Raw genomic sequence first — 22,142 nt, forward strand, 5'->3', positions numbered from 1 at the left:
AAAGAACGGGACTGGTGCGCCGGAAGTTCAGCCTGCCCGGGCCGTCCGCATCCCGCCGCTCTTCCGGGCCGAAGTGCGCGGGGCTACCTTTGTCTGCACGTCACCCACCGATACGGAGGACAAGGATGTCCCAGGATCTATCCCCCTCACGGACCAGCGGCGGAGAACCGGTCCGAACTGACGTTGAAGCGGCACTGCTGGGCGGACGCACGTTCCGGACCCTGAGCGAACAGACACTTTCGCCGCGCGAGGAGCGTTTTGAACGAGCCCGCCAAACCATTGGGTTCTTCCTTGCCCCGGCGGTCACCATCGTGTTCGCGCTGTGGCCCTCAGACATGGACCAGACCCAGCAGCTGCTCGCGGCGATCCTGCTGGGGGTCATCGTGCTGTGGATCTGTGAGCCTGTACCCATCCCGGTCGGTGGCCTTATTGGAGTCGCCGCCGTCGTGATCCTGGGCGTAGCCCCATCCACGGCCGTGCTCGCGCCGTTCGGGTCGACCACCATTTTCACGTTCATCGGGGCGTTCATCCTGGCCCAGGCCATGCTCAAACACGGCCTGGCGCAGCGCCTGGCGTTCGCCGTCCTGTCACTGCCGGGAGTCGGGCGCTCAACCTACCGGGTGATCATCGCCTTCGGTGCGATCACCTGCCTGCTCTCGGCCTTTGTCTCCAACACCGCCACGGTGGCAATGCTGCTGCCCACGGCGCTGGGGATCCTGGTGGTGATTGCCAAGCTGATGCAGGACCGCGGCGAAGTGAGGCCGGACTTTGATCCGCTCCGACTGCGGGTTGGCGCGGCCCTGATGCTGATGCTTGCCTACGGCGCCAGCGTGGGCGGGCTGCTCACCCCGGTTGGTTCCCCGCCGAACCTGATCGGCCGCGGGCTTATTGAAGAAGCCACTGGCGAGCGGATCTCCTTCGCCCAGTGGATGGCCGCCGCCGCGCCGCTGTGCCTGGGCATGTTCGTCATCCTGGCCCTGGTTATGTTCCTGCTGAACCGTCCCGAGGTCCGCCGGATCGAGGGCGTGGAGGAGTACATCCGCGAGCAGAAGGCCGAGCACGGGAAGATGAGCCGGGCCGAGATCAATACGCTGATCGCCTTCGGCGTCACAGTCGTGCTGTGGCTGACCCCCGCAGTCGCTTCGCTGATAGCGGGGACCGACTCGGAGGTTTATGCCTTCCTCGATGACCGGCTGGATGAAGGGATTGTGGCAGTGCTGGGGGCGTCGCTCCTGTTCATCCTGCCCACGAACTGGAAGGAACGGAAGGCAACCCTGACATGGACCGATGCTGCCAAGATCGACTGGGGAACCATTCTGCTGTTCGGCACCGGCATCATCTTCGGGGCCCTGCTGGCAGAAACCGGGCTCGCTGAGACCATTGGCAACGCCGCGTCGGACAGCTTGGGGATCACCAGCATCGTTGCGATCACGGCCTTCTCCACGCTCCTGGCGATCCTGATTTCGGAGACCACCAGCAATACCGCCTCCGCCGCCGTCGTGGTTCCCATTGTCATACCCCTGTGCACCGCCATGGGACTGGACCCGTTTGTTCCGGCCTTGGCTGCCACCTTCGCAGCGTCGTTCGGCTTTATGCTCCCGGTCTCCACACCGCAGAACGCGATTGTGTACGGGTCCGGTGCCGTCCCGATCATCCGCATGATCCGCACCGGCCTGGTGTTCGACATTCTTGGGGCGGCGCTGATCATCGCGCTGCTGCCGCTCATGGTTGGCCTGGTGGGGATTGGCGGCTGACCAGGACGGACAGGCCCGGACGCGCCGGGCCGCCGTCGAGGCAGGCTTCGACTGGGGGTTCTTCGTTTTCGGCGGGGTGGCAGCCATCTGGTTTGCCGTCCTGCTCCTGGACGAAAGCCTGACCCTCAGGCGCCTCTGGTTCCTGGTGTTCTTCTGGGCTGCCCTGGCCTATCTGGTACTGCCCCGGCTGCACAGGATCCTCACCAGCATTTACGTGCCCGACTATTTCATGGGCCGCACCCGGACCAGCGACGGATTGTTCGGCGACCCCGTGAACCTGGCGTTCAACGGGAGCGCCGGGCAGCTGCATGCCCTCATGCGGACGGCTGGCTGGACGCAGGCGGACCCCGTAAATTTTGAGAGCAGCTGGAAGATCGTCACCTCGACCCTCCTCCGCCGCAGCTACGATGCGGCTCCGGTTTCTCCGCTGTTCCTTTTCGAACGCCAGCAGGACTTCGCCTACCAGCAGGAAGTGGACGGCAATCCCGGGAAACGGCACCATATCCGGTTCTGGAAGTGTCCGGACGGGTGGAAGCTGCCGGGAGGGATCGCCGTGGACTGGCTGGCCGCAGCGTCCTACGACCGGGCCGTGGGACTCTCCTACTTCACGCTGCAGGTGACCCACCGGATCAGCCCGGACGTGGACCATGAGCGCGACCACGTTGTTGAATCCGTACTCGGAGCATCCGATGAAGTATCCCTGACAGTCATCCAGGACTTTTCCTCGGGCTACCACTCACGCAACGGCGGCGGTGACAGCATCCGCACGGACGGAAACCTGCCCATCCTCGACGCCGGCGCCGTGCACGGGGCTTATCAGGACCAGCTTGGCGGCAGGCGGGGACGGCACCGCGCGGGGCGTCCGGCACCGATTGTTGTTGGCGCGGTGCTGATCCTGCTGCGCGTGGCTGCCGCCCTCGCGGTTGCCGGGCTGCTCTTTACCGGCTCGGCCGAACGGACGTGGGTGGCAGACCTTGCCGGGAATGACCGCGAACTGTTCGCCGCAGCAGACGTGTACGTTCCGGCCGGGATTGTGCTGCTGGCCTTCTCGGCCTTCGAAGGCACCCTGGCGCTGCTGGTCCTGAGGGGAACCAACTGGGCGCGGATTACGGCCATGGCCCTGAGCTCGGTGTCCATCATCCTTCAGGGGGCAACGTTCATTGCAGGGGACCCGGACCAGGTCCTGCAAAGCGAGCGGCCGGCCTATGCGCTGGACGTGCTCATTCTCCTGGCCCTCTCCAGCGGCCGGGCGCGGAAGTTCTCCCACCTTAAACGAAAGGGCAGAAACGGCTCGTTTCAGCGTTCAAACGAGCCGTTTCTGCCCTTTCGGCGGGGAGAAGGGATCCCCGGACGGAACTAGCTGAGCTTGGAAGCCACCAGCGAGGTCAGGTCCACCAGGCGGGAGGAGTAACCCCACTCGTTGTCGTACCAGCCAACGATCTTGACCTGGTTGCCCTGGACCTTGGTCAGGCCGGAGTCAAAGATGCAGGAGGCCGGGTCCCCGACGATGTCCGAGGAAACGATCGGGTCCTCGGTGAAGGTCAGGATCCCGGACCAGCGGTCCGAAGCGGCCGCGGCGCGGAACGCCTCGTTGACCTCTTCCACGGTGGTTTCGCGGCTGACCGTGACGGTCAGATCCGTGGCCGAGCCGGTGGGGACCGGAACGCGCATGGCGTAGCCGTCCAGCTTGCCCTTGAGTTCAGGAAGGACCACGCCAATGGCCTTGGCTGCGCCGGTGGACGTGGGAATCACGTTCAGCGCGGCGGCACGGGCCCGGCGAAGGTCGCGGTGCGGGGAGTCCTGCAGATTCTGGTCTGCCGTGTAGGCGTGAATAGTGGTCATCAGACCCTGCTCAATGCCGAATTCACGGTTGAGCACGTCGGCCATCGGTGCCAGGCAGTTGGTGGTGCAGGAAGCGTTGGAGATGATGTTGTGCTTCTCGGAATCGTAATCGCCGTCGTTCACGCCCATCACCACCGTGAAGTCCTCGTCCTTGGCGGGAGCGGAAATCAGGACCTTCCGGGCGCCGGCAGCAATGTGCTTCTCAGCGTCTGCTGCCTTCGTGAACAGGCCGGTGGATTCGATGACGATGTCCACACCAAGGTCGCGCCACGGCAGGCTGCCCGGATCGCGCTCGGCCAGAACCTTGATGGTGCGGCCCCCTACCAGCAGGTTGCCGTCGCTCACGCTGACGTCCTCGGCCAGGCGTCCTGCGACCGAGTCGTACTTGAGCAGGTGGGCCAGCTGTTCCGGGTCAGCCAGGTCGTTGACGGCCACGACGTCGAAACCGCTTCCCTTCTGCAGGGCGGCGCGGAGGAAATTGCGCCCGATGCGGCCAAAACCGTTGATTCCAACTCGGATACTCACGAGGGCCTCCTGAAGGCTAGGGGTTAGAGTGTCATTAGATTTAGAGACTAAATATATGAACTAGTACAATTATGCTGTTATTCCCGCCACTCGTCAAAGGGGCCCTAACTTTGGACACCTCCGCCAGCACGCCGCAGCTGCTCCGCCGTACCAACCTGCGCTCTGTCCTTGACGTGCTGCGCGGCGTACCGTCGGCCACCGGGACGGATCTGATCGAAGCCACCGGCCTCACCCGGGCCACGGTAATAGCTGTGTGCGACGACCTGATCGCCCGCGGATGGGCGCGTGAAGCCCCCTCCCCGCGCACGGGCGGACAAAAGGGCCGCCCGGCCCGCCGGTTTGAGTTCAACGAGAGCGCCGGGTTCGTGCTGGGGCTCGACGTCGGCCTGGCCACCGTCCGGGTTATGGTCTCCAACCTCGCCGGGACCGTGGTTGGCGGTACCGAGTCCCGCTTCCCCCACCGCGGCGGTACGCCCGCAGACCGCCGCTCTGCGGTCATAGCGGCCGCACGGAAGGCACTCTCGGATGCCGCGGTCCAGGAGTCCAGCGTGCTGGGGGTCGCACTCGGAATCGCCGCGCAGGTGACGCCCGAAGGCAGCATCGCCCCCGGCCAGGAACTGGCACCAATGTTCGACCTTGGCCTCACCGAAGAGTTCAGCAAGGGCTTCGGCTGGCCCGTGCTCGTCGAAAACGATGCGAAGCTGGCGGCACTCGCCGAGCGCTGGCGCGGGGCAGGTGCCAATGAGAAAAACCTTGCGGTGATCCTCGCCGGCGAACGGCTGGGGACAGGTGTCATCGAATCCGGACGACTGGTCCACGGCGCGCGGGGCCGCGCCGGAACCATGGGAGGACTTGAACTGGTGGAGGGTGTGGGCAACCAGGACGGCATTGCCAAACTGGCCCGTCTTTGGGGCACCGCCGCGCTGGATGCGGGACACACCGGAATGATCCGGGAACTGGTGGGCACTCAGACCAACCGCGTTTCAGCACGCTACGTGTTCGAGGCAGCCGCAGCAGGAGACGGCACTGCCGCGGAGATCCTTGACCGGATTGCCCGGCGGATGGCCCGGGTTGTGGCACTCGTCTCCACCTTCTTTGACCCGCGCCTGATCGTGATTGGCGGTGCTGTAGCAGCTTCCGCCACCGCCCTGCTGCCGGTCATGACCGAAGAGCTGGCACACTATGTTCCGGATCCGCCCCGCCTTGCCGTCTCCGAGCTCGGCGAGATGCTGGTTGCCACCGGTGCCGTCCGGCTGGCACTCGACTACGTGGAGGCCCGCCTGCTTGATTTGCGCCCCGGCAGCGTGCCTGCCGTCTCACCGGAGGCGGAGAACCCGGCTTAGACTTGCGGTTCATGGTTCCCGGCACCGGAGGGTGGAATGAAGTCCATTACGCGGACCGAACTGCTGCGGCGGCGCCGACATAGCCACGGACTCCCCCTTTCCGCTTCTCCGTCAGGGGATCAGGCCGGTCCGGAAGCAGCAGGCACCAGGATGTTCGCCCTCCAGGGCCAGGACCTGCCAGGCGTCCTGTGGTCCCTGGGACTGCGCACGGACGCCACGCTGGCTCAGGTCAGGGAATCCTTCGACAATGCGGCATTGGTTCGCACCTGGCCCTTCCGGGGCACCCTGCACGTGATGCGTGCCGAAGATGTTCACTGGATCCTGGCTCTTACCTCCGAACGGACGCTGCGTTCGGCAGCCCGCCGCCGGGAAGAACTCGAACTGGACCCGAGAACCTTGGATCGGGCCAGGGAAACCGCCGTGGAATCCCTGTCCGGCGGAACGGCGCTGGGCAGGAAGGACCTGCTGGCACGGTTCGAGACCGCAGGCATCTCCACCGCAGGACAGCGAGGTTACCATCTGCTGTGGCACCTCGCGGTCGCCGGCACCACGGTTCTTGGACCGTTCAACGGCGCCGAGCAGCAGTTCGTCCTGCTCGATGAATGGATACCGCAGCGCAGGAACCTTGAAGGGGACGCCGCCCTGGCCGAGCTGGTCCGCCGGTACCTGGCCGGCCGCTCACCCGCCACGATTGCTGACATGGCATGGTGGACCAAGCTGCCCGTCACCGCTGTCCGGCGCGGCATCGCGGCCTGCGGCCGGGAGGTGGAAGAGATCGAATACGACGGCGCCGTCCACTGGCAGTTGGCCGCGACTGCCCCTGCAGCACAGACTGCACGGCTGGAATCCGCCGTCCTGCTTCCGGGATTCGATGAATACCTGCTCGGCTACAAGGACCGCAGCGCCGCACTTACCGCCGAACATGCGCCGTTGACGGTCCCGGGCAACAACGGGGTCTTCAAGCCCACCCTGATGCTGCACGGACGGGTAGCCGGGATTTGGTCGCGGAAGACCACCCGGAACGCCACGGCGGTTTCGGTCCAGCCGTTTTCGCCGGTCACTACCCGCGACTGGAACGCCGTGGAACGCGCTGCGGACCGCTATGCCGCCTACCTGGGCACACCGGTGACAGTGAAGCGGGCCTGAAGGCTCCGGAAGCACTGTTGGGCAACGGCCAGCGCGGCTAGCGTGGATGGGACCTATCCACGCAGTACTGACCGGAAGGTTACCGGCATGGGCACTGAGGAGAACAGCGGAAAGGCTGCCGTCATAACGGGCGCTTCTTCCGGAATCGGAGCGGCAACTGCGCGGACCCTGCATGCCGCAGGATTCAGCGTTGCCCTGCTCGCCCGCAGGAAGGACCGTTTGGACGCCCTGGCCGCTGAACTTGGGCCAGGCACCCTCGCCCTTGAAGCGGACGTTACCCGGCGGGATGATCTGCTCCTGGCTGCACAGCGGGTAGAAACCGAGCTCGGAGGAGCAGACGTGCTGGTCAACAACGCCGGAGTCATGCTTCTGGGCCCGTTCGGACCGGAACTCGACTCCGATTACCAGAGAATGGTCAACGTCAACCTCCTGGGGGCCATCACTGCGACGGAGGTTTTCCTGGATCAGCTGCGTGAGCGCAGCGGTGACCTGGTCAATATTTCATCCGTCGCGGGCCGGACTTCCCGGCCCGGTGACGCAGTCTATGCCGCCACCAAATGGGGCCTGATCGGATTCTCCGACTGTCTGCGCAAGGAACTCCTTCCGGACGTGCGCGTCACCGTCATCGAGCCCGGCGCGGTCGCTACGGAACTGCCCGGTCACATCACGGACCCGGAAACCAGGGCACAGACTGAAGCGTCCTACGCCGAAGTTTCGATTACCGCGGAGGACGTCGCAGCAGTGGTGGCCTTCGCGGTCGCACAGCCGCCGGGCGTCGGGCTCAATGAGGTCACGGTGCGGCCCCGAAAGCAGCTGCATTAGTCCAGTCTGGCCAGAAGGGCGTCAAGCACCTGGATCTGGCCTTTGACCAGTTTGGCCCGGGCTTCCTCTGCGGTGAACCAGCCGGCGCGGTCAACTTCCGGAAAGTCTCCAAGGTTACCGGAGCCGGCAGGCCATTCAAGAACAAAAGTGTTGCTGCGGATTTCCCGTCCGGGGAAATCCGCAGCAGCCGCAAAAACCGTAATCAACTTCGCTGAGGACTGCCGGAAGGTTCCCAGGAGTTCGTACTCGCCCTCTGGCGCCGGCCAGCCCATCTCTTCGGCGAACTCGCGGAGGGCTGCGGTGAGCGGCGGCTCCGGAGCAGTGAATTCACCCTTGGGAACGGACCATGCGTGATCCTCTTTGCGCGCCCAGAAGGGGCCACCCATATGTGCGATCCAAACCTCGACGGCGGCGCCGGCGGCTTCCTCCGGGGTGCGACGGTAGAGCAGGATCCCGGCGCTGGTGCGCATGCAGTTGTGCTCCTTATTCGTTCGATCAGCCAGCCAGGGAACAGACAGGCCTGCTGGAGGACTTCCTGAGCGTCTAAGCGGACACGTGCCTACCCCTCCAGCATGGCCACGGAACGGTTCCACAGGTCCAGTGCCAGCAGGTGATCCCCCGCCAGCCGGTTGGTCCGGGCCGGCTTGGACCGGACAAAGTACTTTCCCGTAGGGTAGTCGGCTCCCGGGGTGCCCTCGGCCAGGAACACCAGCGTCTGCGCCCCCTTCTCCGGACTCTGCAGGAACCGGCCAATGATCCCCTGGTAAACCGAGCGCATGGCGGATCCCTCGGCACTTGAGAAACTCGAACCAATGACTCCCGGGTGGAAGGCTGTGGAGGTAGCCCCGGCAGCGCGGTACCTCCGGTCGAACTCCTCCGTGAAGAGGATCTGCTCGAGTTTCGAGTTTCCATAGGCCTTTTGGGGCGAGTAGTTCTTTTCCTCCTCCAGGTCGTTAATGTCCAGCTTGGCGAAGAGGCGGCTGGCGGCGCTGGAGGTGTTGATGACCGTTCCCCGGGAATGCAGCAGGCGGTCGGTCAGCAGCCGTGTCAGCAGGAACGGTGCAAGGTAATTCACCTGAAACGTCATCTCATGTCCGTCGACCGTAGTTTGGCGCTCCTTGCCGAAGATTGCTCCGGCGTTGTTCGCCAGGACATCAATTTCCGGATAGCGCTGAAGGAGGTCCGAGGCCAGGCTGCGGACCTGGCCCAGGTCCGCAAAGTCAGCGGTGAAGTACTCGCTGCCGATTTCCTCCGCGACCGCCGCCGTTTTCTCCAGGGATCTCCCCACCGGAACGACGTGGTGCCCGTCTGCGGCGAGCCGCCGCGCGGCCGCTGCGCCCACGCCGTCGGACGCACCGGTGATCACAATGGTTTTGGGAGCCACTGGGGCCTGCTTTCCTCGAAATACCGGGACTGCCTCACCCTAGCGGCGCCCCGCCGGCAGGGAAAGTGGCCGGCCCGGGTTTCAGGAGCTCGGACGACGCCGCCAGTACGAAGCCGCAAGCGCTCCGGAGACGTTGTGCCAGACCGAAAACACCGCCGCCGGCAGGGCTGCTTCGGGACTGAAGTATTCCCGCGCCAGGCCGGCAGCCAGCCCGGAGTTCTGCATGCCCACCTCCACTCCCATGGTGCGGCGGGAGGGCACCGGCAGCCGGAACAGCCGGCCGGCTCCGTAACCGAGGGCCAGGCCCAGGCCATTGTGCAGGACTACGGCCAGCAGGATCAGCCAGCCTGCGGTGAGGATCGCTGCAGCGCTTCCCGCCACTACCGCTACAACCACGAATGTGATCGCCAGGACCGAGATCCAGGGCAGCGCGGGGAGGACCCGGTCCACGGCCCGTGGTGCCACGGAGCGAATAACCAGTCCCAGGATGACGGGGATCAGCACGATCTGGACGATCGTGAGCGCCATGGAACCGGCGTCTACAGACATGTACCGCCCGGCAAGCCACAGGGCCAGCAACGGTGTGAACAGCGGAGCCAGCAGCGTTGACACCGAGGTCATGGCAACCGACAGCGCAACGTTTCCACGCGCCAGGTAGGCCACAACGTTCGACGCCGTGCCGCCGGGCGCACAGCCCACCAGAATGACCCCGGCAGCCAGTTCCGGAGGAAGCTGCAGGGCCCAGGCGATGCCCAGCCCCAGCAGCGGCATGATTAGAAACTGGGCGATGACGCCCAGCAGTACCGGTAGGGGCTGCCGTACCACCAGGGCGAAATCCGGCAGGGTCAGGGTCAGTCCCATGCCGAACATGATCACCATGAGCCCGGGGTTGATCAGCGGGCCAAGGCCGGAGAACGGCTCCGGAAACACCAGGGCCACCGCTCCTCCGGCAAGGATCAATAGCGGGAAGACAGTCACCGCTATCCGGGCGCTGCGTTCTTCAGCTGCCCGAACCGGCTGGGGAACGGAGGTACCGGGAGTCCTGGCCATGCCCCAAATGCTGGCACAGCCTGCCCTGCGGGAGCAGTCCGACGCGCCGCAGCTGGGCTTGATACACCGCTGCAGAGGAGGTGGATTCATGCAAGGATCAGCCGTATGTCCGATCGCCTAATGCTACTCGACACCGCTTCGCTGTACTTCCGTGCCTTCTACGGGCTTCCGGACTCACTGCGCCGGCAGGACGGCACCCCGGTCAATGCGGTCCGCGGACTCGCGGATATGATTGCCCGGCTGGTGACCGAGTTCAAGCCGACCCACCTGATCGCGTGCTGGGACGAGAACTGGCGGCCGCAGTGGCGGGTTGACCTGCTGCCGACCTACAAGGAGCACCGCGTGGCCCGCGTGGTGGACGGCGGGAGCGACGTCGAAGAGGTACCGGACGCGCTTGAGGCACAGATCCCGATGATCCAGGAGGTCCTTTCCCTGGCGGGGATCGCCGTCGCCGGCGTTCCGGACCACGAAGCCGACGACGTGATTGGCAGCTATGCCGCCCAGGCCGGGATGCCGGTGGACGTGGTGACCGGGGACCGTGACCTGTTCCAGGTCATCGACGACAGCCGCGGCATCCGGGTCCTCTACACGGCGGGAGGCATGAAAAACCTCAAGGAAATGGACGACGCCGCCGTCGTTGCCAAATACCGGGTGCTTCCGGAACAGTACGCGGACTACGCGACCCTGCGGGGCGACAGCTCGGACGGTTTGCCCGGCGTGTCCGGCATCGGCGAGAAGACCGCCGCATCCCTGCTTGCCGAGTTCGGCACCCTTGATTCCCTGCTGGCGGCCGCCGGGGACAAGGGCAGCACCCTCTCGGCAAACATGCGGTCCAAACTCGACGCTGCCCGGGAATACCTCGAGGCCGCGCCCGCCGTGGTTCGGCTGGTGCGCGGCCTCGAGGTGCCGTCACTGAAGGATGCCAGGCTGCAGCCGGTCACCGGGGACCGGCGGGCCCGTCTTGAGACCCTGGCCGGGGACTGGAACCTGGGTGGTTCGGTCCGCCGGCTCCTGGCGTCCCTGGACTCAGCTGCCTGAGCCCGTGACCCGCAGTCCTGCGGGTCTCAGTGCTGCGCGATCCTCAGCACTGTGCGGTCCTCAGTACTGTGCGGCTCTCAGTACTGCGCGATGAAGCGGCCGATCACGCCGCCGGCGCGCAGCTTGTCGATGGCATCCGGAATCTCTGCGTGCGTGATGATGTTCATCGGCGGGTTCAGCTTGCCGGACTTCATCAGCTCGTACAGGGCTTCGAGATCTTCCTTGGTCCCGGACTTTGAACCCTTGATGCTCAGCTGGTTAATGATGATCGGGTAGGTGTTGATAGTGGCCTCAAGACGGCCCATGCCTACCTGCACAAGCGTTCCAAACTCGGCCAGGGTTTCGATGGCCTGTGACGTGGTGGTGCCGAAACCGGCGTAGTCCACGATCAGGTCCAGTCCCTTGTCCTTGAACTCGGTGATGGACTCGGCAACGCCGGCCAGGCCGATCTCATCGGCGAGCTTGCGCGTCTCGGCGTTGATTTCCGCGCCGTAGACCTCTGCGCCGGAGAGTACTGCCACGCGGGCGCCGATGTAGCCGAGCCCGCCAAGCCCAATGACGCCAACCTTCATGCCGGCCTTGGCGCCGCCCACGGCCATGATCGCATGGTAGGCGGTGAGGCCTGCGTCGGTGGCCATGGCAGCGAGGTCGAACGGGACTTCGTCGGGGAGCTTCACCAGGTTGTCATCGGTGGCAACGAGCTTGGGCGCGAATCCACCGTCCCACTTGCCGTAACCCAGCGCATCGCCGTCGCTCATGACCGGGGCCAGGCCCACACGGTCTCCGACCTTCCAGTGCTCCATGCCCGGGCCAACCTCGGTGATCACACCGGCATTCTCGTGGCCCATCGTGCGCGGGAGTTCGAAGAACAGGGGCATCCATCCCGGATCGTCCAGGGCGGTGACATCGGAGTGGCAGACGCCTGCTGCCTTGACTTCGACGACCACCTGTCCCGGGCCTGCGTGGGGTTCGGGTACTTCATTGAGTTCCAGGGGCTTGTTTGTGCCGGTGAACTGCCATGCCTTCATGGGGCATCTCCTTTTCATTTGGCTCAGTGGAGGCCCTGGTCCAGGTGCCCTCCACATTTTCACCCTACGCCCGGCCAGCCCCGCAAAAAGGCCGTTTGGGATGTGAAGAACAGCACGTCAGGGCCAACTTTTGGGTGCGGACCGGGATATCCTGCCAGCAGAACCAATCACGCACGGACGGGGAACAATGCACGATCAGCCCAGCACCCCGGCAACGGGTTCCCAGGCCCCTGCACATCTGTCCCAGCGCCGCGTACTTGCCGTCCTGGTGGCGGGGCAGATCCTGGGCGGAATAGGCATGGGAGCCACGCTTTCCCTCGGTGCGCTGCTGGCCGCAGCCCTGTCCGGCTCCCCCGCCTGGTCCGGAATGGCAGCGACCATGAGCACCCTGGGTGCAGCTGCGGCAGCGGTTCCGCTGGCCCGCCTTGCCCAGGCACGCGGACGCAGGGTGTCCCTCTCGGTTGGTGCACTGGTCTCAGCTGCCGGGGCGGTCACCGCAGTCTCCTCCGCCGTCGCCGGCATTTTCCCGATCCTCCTGGCGGGCCTGGCGCTGCTGGGAGCCGGAAGCGCCGTCAGCCTGCAGGCCCGCTTCGCGGCCGCCGACCTTTCAACCCCGGGCAGCCGCGGGCGGGACCTTTCAATAGTGCTGTGGTCAACAACCATAGGGGCAGTGCTGGGGCCGAACCTCTTCGGGCCCGGAGAAGTACTGGGAAGCTCGCTGGGCCTGCCGCCGCTAACCGGTGCGTTTGTCTTTTCGCTCGCCGCGCAGCTGGCAGCCGCCGCCGTTTACCTCACGGGGCTGCGGCCGGACCCGCTGCTGGAACTGAAGCGCCTGCGCGCCGCAGGTGCAGGGGATGCATCTCCGGCTTCGAAACGGTCGGGGTTCAGGATCCTGCGGACCAACGCGCAGGCGCGGTACGCGGTGGCAGTCATTGCCCTGAGCCATGCGGTGATGGTGGCGCTGATGTCGATGACCCCGGTGCACCTGAGCAGCCACGGCGCGTCGATCAGTCTCGTTGGGTTCACCATCAGCCTGCACATTGCCGGGATGTACGCGTTGTCTCCGGTCTTTGGCTGGCTTTCGGACCGCGCCGGACGCCACCGGGTGATCCTGTTGGGACAGGGGCTGCTGCTGGCGGCTTTGATCGTGGCCGGAACAGCTGCGGATTCCGGTGCAGCAGTGACGGTGAGCCTTGTTCTGCTGGGACTGGGGTGGTCCGCGTCGGTGGTTTCGGCGTCGGCACTCGTCTCCGAAGCGGTTGAGGTTCCGGAGCGGCCGGCGGTCCAGGGGGTATCCGATTTGGGGATGAACGCGGCCGGTGCGGCCGGAGGTGCACTGGCAGGTCCGGTGCTCACCGCTGTCGGCTACTCAGGACTGGGCTATGCAGCAGTGCTCCTGGTTGCAGTCATACTTGCGTGGACTGCTGCTGGTGCCCGAAGTGGGACTCGAACCCACACACCTTTCGATACTGCATTTTGAGTGCAGCGCGTCTGCCAATTCCGCCATTCGGGCAGGCCCTGTGACGTTGATCAAGCGGATTGATTCCCCGTGTTGGGCGCGAAACCACTCTACATGCAGATAGGCTGTTTTCGTGAACTACCGGCAGCCACCGGTAGTGCTGTCGTCTTTCCAAGGAGCATCTGTGTCTGAGTCATCCGAGTCCGTACCGTCCAATAGTCCCGCGCGGCGCGTCCTCGTTGCAGAGGATGAAACTCTCATCCGTCTGGACATCGTCGAGATCCTCACCGGTGAGGGCTATGACGTCGTCGGTGAGGCGGACAACGGCGAGAAGGCCGTGCAGATGGCCAACGAGCTCAAGCCCGACCTGGTGCTGATGGACGTCAAGATGCCGGTTATGGACGGCATCAGCGCAGCCGAAGCCATCGTGAAGGCCCGGATCGCCCCTGTGGTCCTGCTGACGGCGTTCAGCCAGAAGGAACTGGTGGAGCGTGCCCGCGAGGCCGGCGCCATGGCATACGTAGTCAAGCCGTTCACGCCCGCTGACCTGATCCCGGCCATCGAAATTGCGCTGTCCCGCCACGAGGAAATCAAGGCACTCGAAAACGAAGTAACGGACCTCAAGGAACAGTTCGCTACCCGCAAGCTGGTGGAGCGGGCCAAGTCCCTGCTGACCACCAAGATGGGGCTCACCGAGCCAGAGGCCTTCCGCTGGATCCAGAAGACCTCCATGGACCGCCGCCTGAGCATGCGTGAGGTTGCCGAGACCATCATCAACCAGGTCAACTAGCTCCTTTCAGACCCAATAGGAAGAACCCCCGTCCGGATCTCCGGACGGGGGTTCTTCCTATTACGGCAGGGGTCCTAGATGGACCGGGCCTTGCCCTTGTTGGCTTCCTTGACCGGCCACGGGCCGACCTTCTCCTTCTCGCGGCGGCGGCCGTCACCGGACTGGCCGGTGTCGGCGGCATCGCCAACACGGTGGACCTTGATCAGGTTGGTGGAGCCGGCCTGTCCGGGAGGCGAACCGGCAGCGATGACCACCATTGCGTCCTCCTCGACAATGCCCTTTTCCAGCAGGGTCTGGTCAACCTGTTCCGTCATCTTGTCCGTGTGCTCCACGAACGGCACGAGCATGGGCTGGATACCCCAGAACAGGGACATGTAGTTCAGGGTCGACTCCACGGGGGTGAAGGCGAACACCGGCTTCTTGGGGCGCAGGCGGGAGAGCCGGCGGGCTGAGTCACCGGACTGCGTGAACGTACAGATGCAGGCCGCGTCCAGCTGGTCGGCAATCTCCACGGCGGCACGCGTGATGGCTCCGCCCCGCGTGCGCGGCTTGCTGCCCAGCGGGGGAACCCGGTTCAGGCCGTGTTCCTCGGTGGATTCGATGATCCTGGCCATGGTCTTCACGGTGTCAATCGGGTACTTGCCCACGGACGTTTCACCGGAGAGCATGACTGCGTCTGCGCCGTCGAGTACCGCGTTGGCGCAGTCGGAGGCCTCGGCGCGGGTCGGCCGGGGGCTGTCGATCATGGATTCCAGGACCTGGGTGGCCACGATGACGGGCTTGGCCCAGCGGCGGGCCAGCTCAATGGCATTCTTCTGGACCAGGGGAACGTCTTCCAGCGGAAGTTCAACGCCGAGATCGCCGCGGGCGACCATGATCGCGTCGAATGCGTCGATGATTTCCTCGATCGCAGCGACTGCCTGCGGCTTCTCGATCTTGGCGATGACCGGAACGCGGCGTCCCTCTTCGTCCATGACCTCGTGCACCCGTGCCACGTCAACGGCGTTCCGGACGAAGGACAGCGCAACCATGTCCACTCCGCGGCGGATGGCCCACCGCAGGTCTGCCTCGTCCTTCTCGCTCATGGCCGGTACGTTCACAGCCACGCCGGGAAGGTTGATGCCCTTGTTGTTGGAAACCGGTCCGGGCACAGTCACTTCGGTGACGACCTTGGTGTCGTCTACGGCAGTGGCCCGCAGGCCCACCTTGCCGTCGTCAATGAGCAGGGTGTCCCCCACGTTCACGTCACCGGGAAGGCCCTTGTACGTGGTGGAGCAAATCTCTGAGGTGCCGGGAACGTCTTCAATGGTGATGGTGAAGACGTCACCGCGGTTCAGGTGATGCGGTCCGTCCACGAACCGTCCCAGGCGGATCTTGGGGCCCTGCAGGTCGGCGAAAATGCCAACGGGCTTGCCCAGCTCCGCGGACGCCCTACGCACGTTCTCATAGGTGTTGTTATGGACAGAATGGTCCCCGTGGCTCATGTTCATACGGGCGACATCCACCCCCGCACGCAGCACGGCTACGGTGTTTTCGTAACTGGCGATAGCGGGTCCGAAGGTTGCAACGATCTTTGCGCGTCTCATATGTCCTACCCTAGTCTTCCGTTGGCTTTTCCGCAGGCCGAAACGTGCTGTTCCGCCTGCGCCAAGGGCGCCGGACGGTGGTCCGGCGCCCTTGGAATTCGGTCTGTTACAGCGGTGCGATAGCGCGGTCACCCGGAGCCACAGGGGCAGGGAGCCGGGTGGAACCTTCCAGCCACAGGTCCACCGCGGCAGCACAGGCACGCCCCTCCGCGATGGCCCAGACGATCAGTGACTGGCCGCGTCCGGCATCACCGGCAGCGAATACACCGGGCGTCGCCGTCATGTAGTACCCGTCGCGCTTCACGTTGGAACGCTCGTCAAACTCGGTGTTGACCTGCTCGGCCAGCCCGGCAGGCTCCGGACCAGTGAAGCCCAGTGACAGGAACACCAGGTCAGCGGGTATGACCCGCTCCGTCCCGGCCTTCGGCAGCCGCTTCCCGTCCACGAACTCGGTTTCCGCAACCTTCACGCCGGTGAGCTTTCCGTCCTCGCCTACGAACTCAACGGTGGAGGCAAGGTAGGTCCGCTCGCCGCCTTCTTCGTGGGCGCTGGCCACTTCGAAGAGGGTCGGGTACATGGGCCACGGCTGGTGAGCGGCACGCTCTGCCGGCGGCTGCTTGCCGATTGCCAGGGTCGTCACGGACGCCGCCTGCTGCCGGTGGGCCGTGCCGATGCAGTCGGCTCCCGTGTCGCCGCCGCCCAGGATGACCACGTGCTTGCCTTCGGCATGGATCTGGTTCTTGACCTTCTCCCCCGCAACGGCCCGGTTGGACTGCACCAGATAATCCATCGCGAAGACGACGCCGGACAGTTCCCGCCCCGGGATTGGCAGATCGCGCGGAACCGTGGCACCGGTGGCAATCACCACCGCGTCATACCGGCGGCGCAGCTGCTCCCAGGAGATGTCCTTGCCAACCTCAACACCGGTGCGGAACCGGGTGCCCTCGGCACGCATCTGTTCCAGGCGGCGGTCCACCTGCAGCTTTTCCATCTTGAAGTCGGGGATGCCGTACCGGAGCAGGCCGCCGATCTTGTCGTCACGCTCATAGACGGCAACGGTATGGCCTGCCCGCGTTAGCTGCTGGGCCGCGGCCAGTCCCGCCGGGCCGGAGCCTACGACGGCGATGGTCTTGTCGGTGAGCCGTTCCGGAGCGTGCGGGTGGACCCAGTTCTCGTCGAAGGCCTGGTCGATGATGGAGACTTCGACCTGCTTGATGGTTACCGGCGGCTGGTTGATGCCCAGCACGCAGGACGCTTCGCACGGCGCCGGGCAGAGCCTGCCGGTGAACTCGGGGAAGTTGTTCGTGGCGTGCAGGCGCTCGATGGCTTCCTGGCCCTTGTCCCGCCACGTGAGGTCGTTCCATTCGGGGATCAGGTTCCCCAGCGGGCAGCCCTGGTGGCAGAACGGAATGCCGCAGTCCATGCAGCGTCCGGCCTGCTCCTTGAGGACTCCCTTTTCCTGCCGCTCGTAGACTTCCTTGTAGTCCATGATGCGGACGGAAACGGGCCGGCGGGGCTGCGTTTCGCGCTCCCGTACTTTCAAAAATCCGCGTGGGTCAGCCACCGGTTACCTCCAGAATCTTGGTCCATGCCTCGGCGCCGTCGGGGTCCAGCCCCGCTTCGGCCGCGGAGGCACGGGCGTCGAGCACAGCTGCGTAATCGCGCGGCAGCACCTTGGTTATGCGGGAAACAGTGTTCTCGAAATCCTCCAGCAGGCCGGCGGCCAGCGTGGATCCGGTTTCCTCAGCGTGCTTGATGAGCAGTCCGCGGACAATGTCCACGTCCTCGGCGTCGGGCTGCAGAAGCAGCAGTTCGCCGTTCTCCAGTGCGTCCTTGTTCACCCGTGCGGGGTCCAGGTCCACCACGAAAGCGGTGCCGCCGGACATGCCCGCACCGAAGTTCCGTCCGGTAGAGCCCAGGATCAGCGTCTGGCCGCCTGTCATGTACTCGCAGCCGTGGTCGCCGATGCCTTCCACAACGGCCGTGGCGCCGGAGTTGCGGACCAGGAAGCGTTCGCCCACCTGTCCGCGCAGGAACATCTCTCCGCTGGTGGCGCCGTAGCCGATCACGTTGCCCGCAATGACGTTGCGTTCAGCCGGGAACACGTTGCCGCGGTCCGGGCGGACGATGATCCGCCCGCCGGAAAGGCCCTTGCCCACGTAGTCGTTGGAGTCTCCGTAGAGCCGCAGGGTGATGCCGGCCGGCAGGAAGGCGCCAAGTGACTGTCCGGCCTGTCCGGTGAGGGTGATGTCAATCGTGTCGGTCGCCAGGACATCGGTGCCGAAGGTCTTGGTGACTGTGTGGCCCAGCATGGTTCCCACCGAGCGGTCAGTGTTGACGACGTCGAGCGCGATCCGGACCGGCTGGCGGCTGGCCAGCGCGTCAGAGCTCATTTCGATCAGCTTGTTGTCGAAGTGCGCATCCAGTTCGTGGTTCTGCGGCACCAGGCTGCGCAGCGGCGCACCGGGGTCCACTTCGTGTCCGCGCAGGATCGGCTCCAGGTCCAGTCCGTCGGCCTTCCAGTGGTCCACGGCGGCACGGGTGTCCAGCATTTCGCTGTGCCCAATCGCCTCTTCCAGGCTTCGGAAACCGAGTTCGGCGAGCAGTTCCCGTACTTCCTCTGCCAGGAACTCGAAGAAGTTCACCACGAATTCAGGCTTGCCCGTGAAGCGGGAGCGCAGTTCAGGGTTCTGAGTCGCGACGCCCACGGGGCAGGTGTCCAGATGGCACACGCGCATCATGATGCAGCCGGAAACTACCAGCGGTGCGGTGGCGAACCCGAACTCCTCGCCGCCGAGCAGGGCCGCAATCACAACGTCGCGTCCGGTCTTCAGCTGGCCGTCCACCTGCACCACAACGCGGTCGCGCAGGCCGTTGAGCATCAGCGTCTGCTGGGTTTCGGCGAGGCCCAGCTCCCAGGGAGCGCCGGCGTGCTTGAGCGAGTTCAGCGGTGACGCGCCGGTGCCGCCGTCGTGGCCGGACACCAGCACGACGTCGGCCTTGGCCTTGGTCACGCCCGCTGCCACAGTGCCGATTCCGGCCTCGGAGACCAGCTTGACGTGGACCCGGGCGGACGGGTTCGCCCGCTTGAGGTCGTAGATCAGCTGGGCGAGGTCTTCGATCGAGTAGATGTCGTGGTGCGGAGGCGGTGAAATCAGGCCGACGCCGGGTGTGGAGTGCCGGGTACTGGCCACCCACGGGTAGACCTTCTGCGCCATCAGCTGGCCGCCTTCGCCGGGCTTGGCGCCCTGCGCCATCTTGATCTGCACGTCGTCCGCGTTGGTGAGGTAAAGGCTGGTGACGCCAAAGCGTCCGGAAGCCACCTGCTTGATGGCCGAGCGGCGCTCCGGGTCCAGGAGCCGGTCCACGTCCTCGCCGCCTTCACCGGTGTTGGACTTGGCGCCCAAACGGTTCATTGCAATGGCCAGGGTCTCGTGGGCTTCCTTCGAGATGGAGCCGTAGCTCATGGCACCGGTGGAGAAGCGCTTCACGATGCTGGAGACGGGCTCGACTTCTTCCAGTGGAACCGGCGGGCGTTCACCGGTCTTGAAGTCCAGCAGTCCGCGCAGTGTCATCAGGTTCTTCGACTGGTCATCCACACCCCGGGTGTAGGCCTTGAACACGTCGTAGCGGCGCTCACGGGTGGAGTGCTGCAGACGGAACACCGTCTCCGGGTTGAACAGGTGCGGCGGGCCCTCGCGGCGCCACTGGTACTCACCGCCGTTCTCCAGGCTGCGGTGCGGCTCCTCGATCTCATCCGCGGGGTAGGCGTGGGTGTGGCGGGCAGCGGCTTCGGCCGCAATGACGTCCAGGCCGACGCCGCCGAGCTGGGTTTGGGTGCCGTGGAAGAACTCGTCCACCAGTTCCTGGCCCAGGCCAATGGCTTCGAACGTCTGCGCGCCGCAGTAGGAAGCGACGGTGGAGATGCCCATCTTGGACATGATTTTCAGGACGCCCTTGCCAAGGCCCTTGATCAGGTTGGCAACTGCCTGTTCCCGGGTGACACCGGTGATATCACCGTTGCGAACCAGTTCCTCGCAGCTTTCCATCGCCAGGTACGGGTTCACGGCGGAGGCGCCGTAGCCGATCAGCACGGCCACATGGTGCACTTCCCGCACGTCTCCGGCCTCCACGATCAGGGAGATCTTGGTGCGGTTGGCGCTCTTGAGCAGGTGGTGGTGCACTGCCGAGAGCAGCAGAAGGGACGGGATCGGTGCCCACTGGGCGTTGGAATCACGGTCGGAGAGCACAATGTACTGGACCCCGCGGTTGACTGCACCGGAGACCTTTTCACAGATCTCGCTGATGCGGGCCCGCAGTTCCGATTCGCCGCCGTCGGGCCGGTAAAGGCCGCGGACCTTCAGGGCGACCTTTTCGCCTTCAACATTCTTGAGGTTGGCGATCTTGGCCAGCTCGTCGTTGTTGATCACCGGGAACTTCAGCGCGATCTGGTGTGTCTTGACCTGACCCAGTGCCAGCAGGTTGCCGTTCGGGCCGATCGAACTCTGCAGGGAGGTGACCAGCTCTTCGCGGATGGCATCCAGCGGCGGGTTGGTGACCTGGGCGAAGGACTGCACAAAGTAGTCAAAGAGCAGCCGGGGCCGCTTGGAGAGCACGGCAATGGGGGTGTCCGATCCCATGGCTCCCAGGGGCTCGGCACCGCTGCGGGCCATCGGGCCCAGCAGGATACGGAGTTCTTCCTGGGTGTAGCCGAAGGTGCGCTGACGCCGGTTGATGGATGCCTTGGTGTGCAGCACGTGCTCGCGCTCGGGCAGTTCCTCCAGGGACACCTGGTTCTCACGGACCCATTCCGCCCAGGGGTTGGCGGCAGCGATCTCCGCCTTGATCTCCGAGTCCTCCACCAGGCGGCCTTCGGCGGTGTCCACCAGGAACATCTTGCCCGGGGAGACACGGCCCTTGCGGACCACCTTGGCCGGATCAATGTCCACCACGCCAACCTCGGAGGCAAGGACAACCAGGCCGTCTTCGGTGATCCAGTAGCGGGCCGGACGCAGGCCGTTGCGGTCCAGAACGGCACCCACCTGGTCGCCGTCGGTGAAGGAGACTGCTGCCGGTCCGTCCCACGGTTCCATGAGCATGGAGTGGTACTGGTAGAAGGCACGGCGGGCGGGATCCATGGTCGCGTGGTTTTCCCAGGCCTCGGGGATCATCATCATCACTGCATGCGTGATCGGACGGCCGGAGAGCATCAGCAGCTCCGCGACCTCGTCAAAGGAAGCGGAGTCGGAGGCACCGGGAGTGCAGATAGGGAAGAGTTCCTCGGGGGTCTCCCCCAGCAGCGGGCTCTTGAGCTGGGACTGCCGGGCGCGCATCCAGTTCCGGTTGCCTTTGACCGTGTTGATCTCGCCGTTGTGGGCGATGGTGCGGAAGGGCTGGGCCAGCGGCCAGGACGGGAACGTGTTGGTGGAGAAGCGCGAGTGCACGATGCCGAGCTTGGTCTTGAACCGCGGATCAGAGAGGTCCGGGAAGAACGGCTCAAGCTGGGCCGTGGTGACCATGCCCTTGTAGACCATGGTCTTGGAGGACAGGGACGGGAAGTAGACGCCGAACTTGTTCTGCGACCGCTTCCGGACGCGGAAGGCCCGGGCATCGAGGTCGGTGCAGTCCTCGTCGTCCGGGGCGAGGAAAACCTGGACGAAGTACGGCATGCAGGCCCGGGACATGGCGCCCACAAGGTCAGCCACAACGGGTACTTCACGCCAGCCCAGGACTCTCAGGCCCTCGGATTCGGCAATGGCTTCAACACCTGCGCGGGCGGTTTCCTGCTCGCGTTCCTCGGTGGGGAGGAAGGCGGTGCCGACGGCGTATCCGCCCGGCGCGGGAAGTTCGAAACCTGCAACGGCACGGAAGAACTCGTCGGGAACCTGGGTCAGGATTCCGGCGCCGTCGCCGGTCCCTTCATCGGCACCAACGGCACCCCGGTGTTCAAGGTTGCGCAGGGCTGTCAGCGCGGCGTCGACGATGTCGTGTCCGGGTTCCCCGCGAAGGGTTGCGATGACGGCCAGGCCGCACGCATCCTTCTCGTTTTCCGCGCGGTACAGTCCTGAATCTTCCGGATAGGCCGCGAACCGCTGGAACGGAGACACCACCTGGGCGGCCTGAGGGGACATTGCGTCAGTCATAGGGTAAGTCCTTCCCCCTGTTGAGCGTTGGGAGGGGACGACGTTGGCCCCACGCCGGCAGCATGTGCCGGCCGGCGTGTCAGATGATTACGGTTAAGCCGGTGAACAGACCCTGCATGCTGTGATGGGGGCCGGTTCACAATGGCCGGAACCGTCCGGTGTCCTGCCGGGGTTGTCCCCGGCACGGTTACCGCTAGCCGCCACCGCAGTGTGGCATCCGAACCAGCCGCGG

Annotated in this window: 15 protein-coding genes, 1 tRNA gene and 1 pseudogene; 8 read left to right on the forward strand and 9 right to left on the reverse strand. The window is 65.2% G+C overall.

The annotated features are described in order from the left end of the window. Positions 1 to 125 precede the first annotated feature (125 nt). Positions 126 to 1,754: an SLC13 family permease gene (locus AO716_RS13060; RefSeq protein WP_055241406.1), complete on the forward strand. Its 1,629-nt coding sequence runs from the start codon at positions 126 to 128 to the stop codon at positions 1,752 to 1,754. Next, positions 1,744 to 3,114 (forward strand): LssY C-terminal domain-containing protein, encoded by a 1,371-nt coding sequence (locus AO716_RS13065; protein WP_082413557.1) that lies wholly within the window; start codon positions 1,744 to 1,746, stop codon positions 3,112 to 3,114. The genes AO716_RS13060 and AO716_RS13065 overlap by 11 nt, the downstream gene beginning before the upstream one ends. On the opposite strand, the gene gap is transcribed toward AO716_RS13065, so the two are convergent. Then, positions 3,111 to 4,121, reverse strand: a complete 1,011-nt coding sequence (gene gap / locus AO716_RS13070; RefSeq protein ID WP_055241407.1) for a type I glyceraldehyde-3-phosphate dehydrogenase — start codon at positions 4,119 to 4,121, stop codon at positions 3,111 to 3,113. The genes AO716_RS13065 and gap overlap by 4 nt on opposite strands. 110 nt (positions 4,122 to 4,231) lie before the next feature. On the opposite strand from gap, the gene AO716_RS13075 reads away from it, so the two are divergent. From AO716_RS13075 to AO716_RS13085, 3 genes are all read left to right on the forward strand, one after another. Further along, the gene (locus tag AO716_RS13075; RefSeq protein WP_235472084.1) at positions 4,232 to 5,464 is read left to right on the forward strand and encodes an ROK family protein; all 1,233 of its coding nucleotides are present in this window, start codon (positions 4,232 to 4,234) and stop codon (positions 5,462 to 5,464) included. A 150-nt stretch (positions 5,465 to 5,614) separates the two neighbouring features. Beyond that, positions 5,615 to 6,610, forward strand: a complete 996-nt coding sequence (locus AO716_RS13080) for a winged helix DNA-binding domain-containing protein (protein ID WP_160317934.1) — start codon at positions 5,615 to 5,617, stop codon at positions 6,608 to 6,610. Between the two features lie 87 nt (positions 6,611 to 6,697). Beyond that, positions 6,698 to 7,432: an SDR family oxidoreductase gene (locus tag AO716_RS13085; protein ID WP_055241412.1), complete on the forward strand. Its 735-nt coding sequence runs from the start codon at positions 6,698 to 6,700 to the stop codon at positions 7,430 to 7,432. On the opposite strand, the gene AO716_RS13090 is transcribed toward AO716_RS13085, so the two are convergent. From AO716_RS13090 to AO716_RS13100, 3 genes are all read right to left on the reverse strand, one after another. After that, entirely contained in the window at positions 7,429 to 7,902 is a 474-nt protein-coding gene (locus AO716_RS13090) for an NUDIX domain-containing protein (RefSeq protein ID WP_055241414.1), read from the reverse strand. The two genes, AO716_RS13085 and AO716_RS13090, sit on opposite strands and share 4 nt — an antisense overlap. An 89-nt stretch (positions 7,903 to 7,991) precedes the next feature. Further along, positions 7,992 to 8,816 (reverse strand): SDR family NAD(P)-dependent oxidoreductase, encoded by an 825-nt coding sequence (locus AO716_RS13095; protein ID WP_055241415.1) that lies wholly within the window; start codon positions 8,814 to 8,816, stop codon positions 7,992 to 7,994. A gap of 81 nt (positions 8,817 to 8,897) precedes the next feature. Further along, on the reverse strand, positions 8,898 to 9,866 hold the full coding sequence (locus AO716_RS13100) for a bile acid:sodium symporter family protein (protein WP_055241417.1): 969 nt from the start codon (positions 9,864 to 9,866) through the stop codon (positions 8,898 to 8,900). Between the two features lie 105 nt (positions 9,867 to 9,971). Between AO716_RS13100 and AO716_RS13105 the strand changes: the two genes are divergently transcribed. Next, the gene (locus AO716_RS13105; RefSeq protein ID WP_055241420.1) at positions 9,972 to 10,904 is read left to right on the forward strand and encodes a 5'-3' exonuclease; all 933 of its coding nucleotides are present in this window, start codon (positions 9,972 to 9,974) and stop codon (positions 10,902 to 10,904) included. Positions 10,905 to 10,981: 77 nt separating this feature from the next. Here the strand turns inward: AO716_RS13105 and AO716_RS13110 are convergent, their stop codons facing one another. Continuing rightward, a complete protein-coding gene (locus AO716_RS13110; protein WP_055241422.1) occupies positions 10,982 to 11,932 on the reverse strand; it encodes a zinc-binding dehydrogenase in 951 nt (316 codons plus the stop codon). 298 nt (positions 11,933 to 12,230) lie between these two features. Between AO716_RS13110 and AO716_RS17100 the strand changes: the two are divergent. After that, positions 12,231 to 13,289 (forward strand): annotated as a pseudogene (locus tag AO716_RS17100) (MFS transporter); the annotation flags it as partial. 71 nt (positions 13,290 to 13,360) lie between these two features. On the opposite strand, the gene AO716_RS13125 reads toward AO716_RS17100, so the two are convergent. Further along, positions 13,361 to 13,445: transfer RNA gene (locus tag AO716_RS13125), tRNA-Leu, on the reverse strand. Between the two features lie 130 nt (positions 13,446 to 13,575). Here AO716_RS13125 and AO716_RS13130 point away from each other — a divergent pair. Continuing rightward, positions 13,576 to 14,181, forward strand: coding sequence for an ANTAR domain-containing response regulator (locus AO716_RS13130; protein WP_055241428.1), 606 nt, complete (start codon positions 13,576 to 13,578; stop codon positions 14,179 to 14,181). A gap of 74 nt (positions 14,182 to 14,255) precedes the next feature. Here AO716_RS13130 and pyk read toward each other — a convergent pair whose 3' ends face one another. From pyk to gltB, 3 genes are all read right to left on the reverse strand, one after another. Further along, complete coding sequence (gene pyk / locus AO716_RS13135; protein ID WP_055241429.1) at positions 14,256 to 15,767, reverse strand: pyruvate kinase; 1,512 nt, start codon at positions 15,765 to 15,767, stop codon at positions 14,256 to 14,258. A 106-nt stretch (positions 15,768 to 15,873) separates the two neighbouring features. Continuing rightward, positions 15,874 to 17,331, reverse strand: coding sequence for a glutamate synthase subunit beta (locus AO716_RS13140; protein ID WP_055241431.1), 1,458 nt, complete (start codon positions 17,329 to 17,331; stop codon positions 15,874 to 15,876). Further along, positions 17,324 to 21,910 (reverse strand): glutamate synthase large subunit, encoded by a 4,587-nt coding sequence (gene gltB, locus AO716_RS13145; RefSeq protein ID WP_055241433.1) that lies wholly within the window; start codon positions 21,908 to 21,910, stop codon positions 17,324 to 17,326. Before gltB ends, AO716_RS13140 begins: the two co-directional genes overlap by 8 nt. Positions 21,911 to 22,142 lie beyond the last annotated feature (232 nt).

The sequence above is a fragment of the Arthrobacter sp. Edens01 genome (assembly GCF_001307035.1).
In the GTDB taxonomy this organism is placed as follows: Bacteria; Actinomycetota; Actinomycetes; order Actinomycetales; family Micrococcaceae; genus Arthrobacter_B.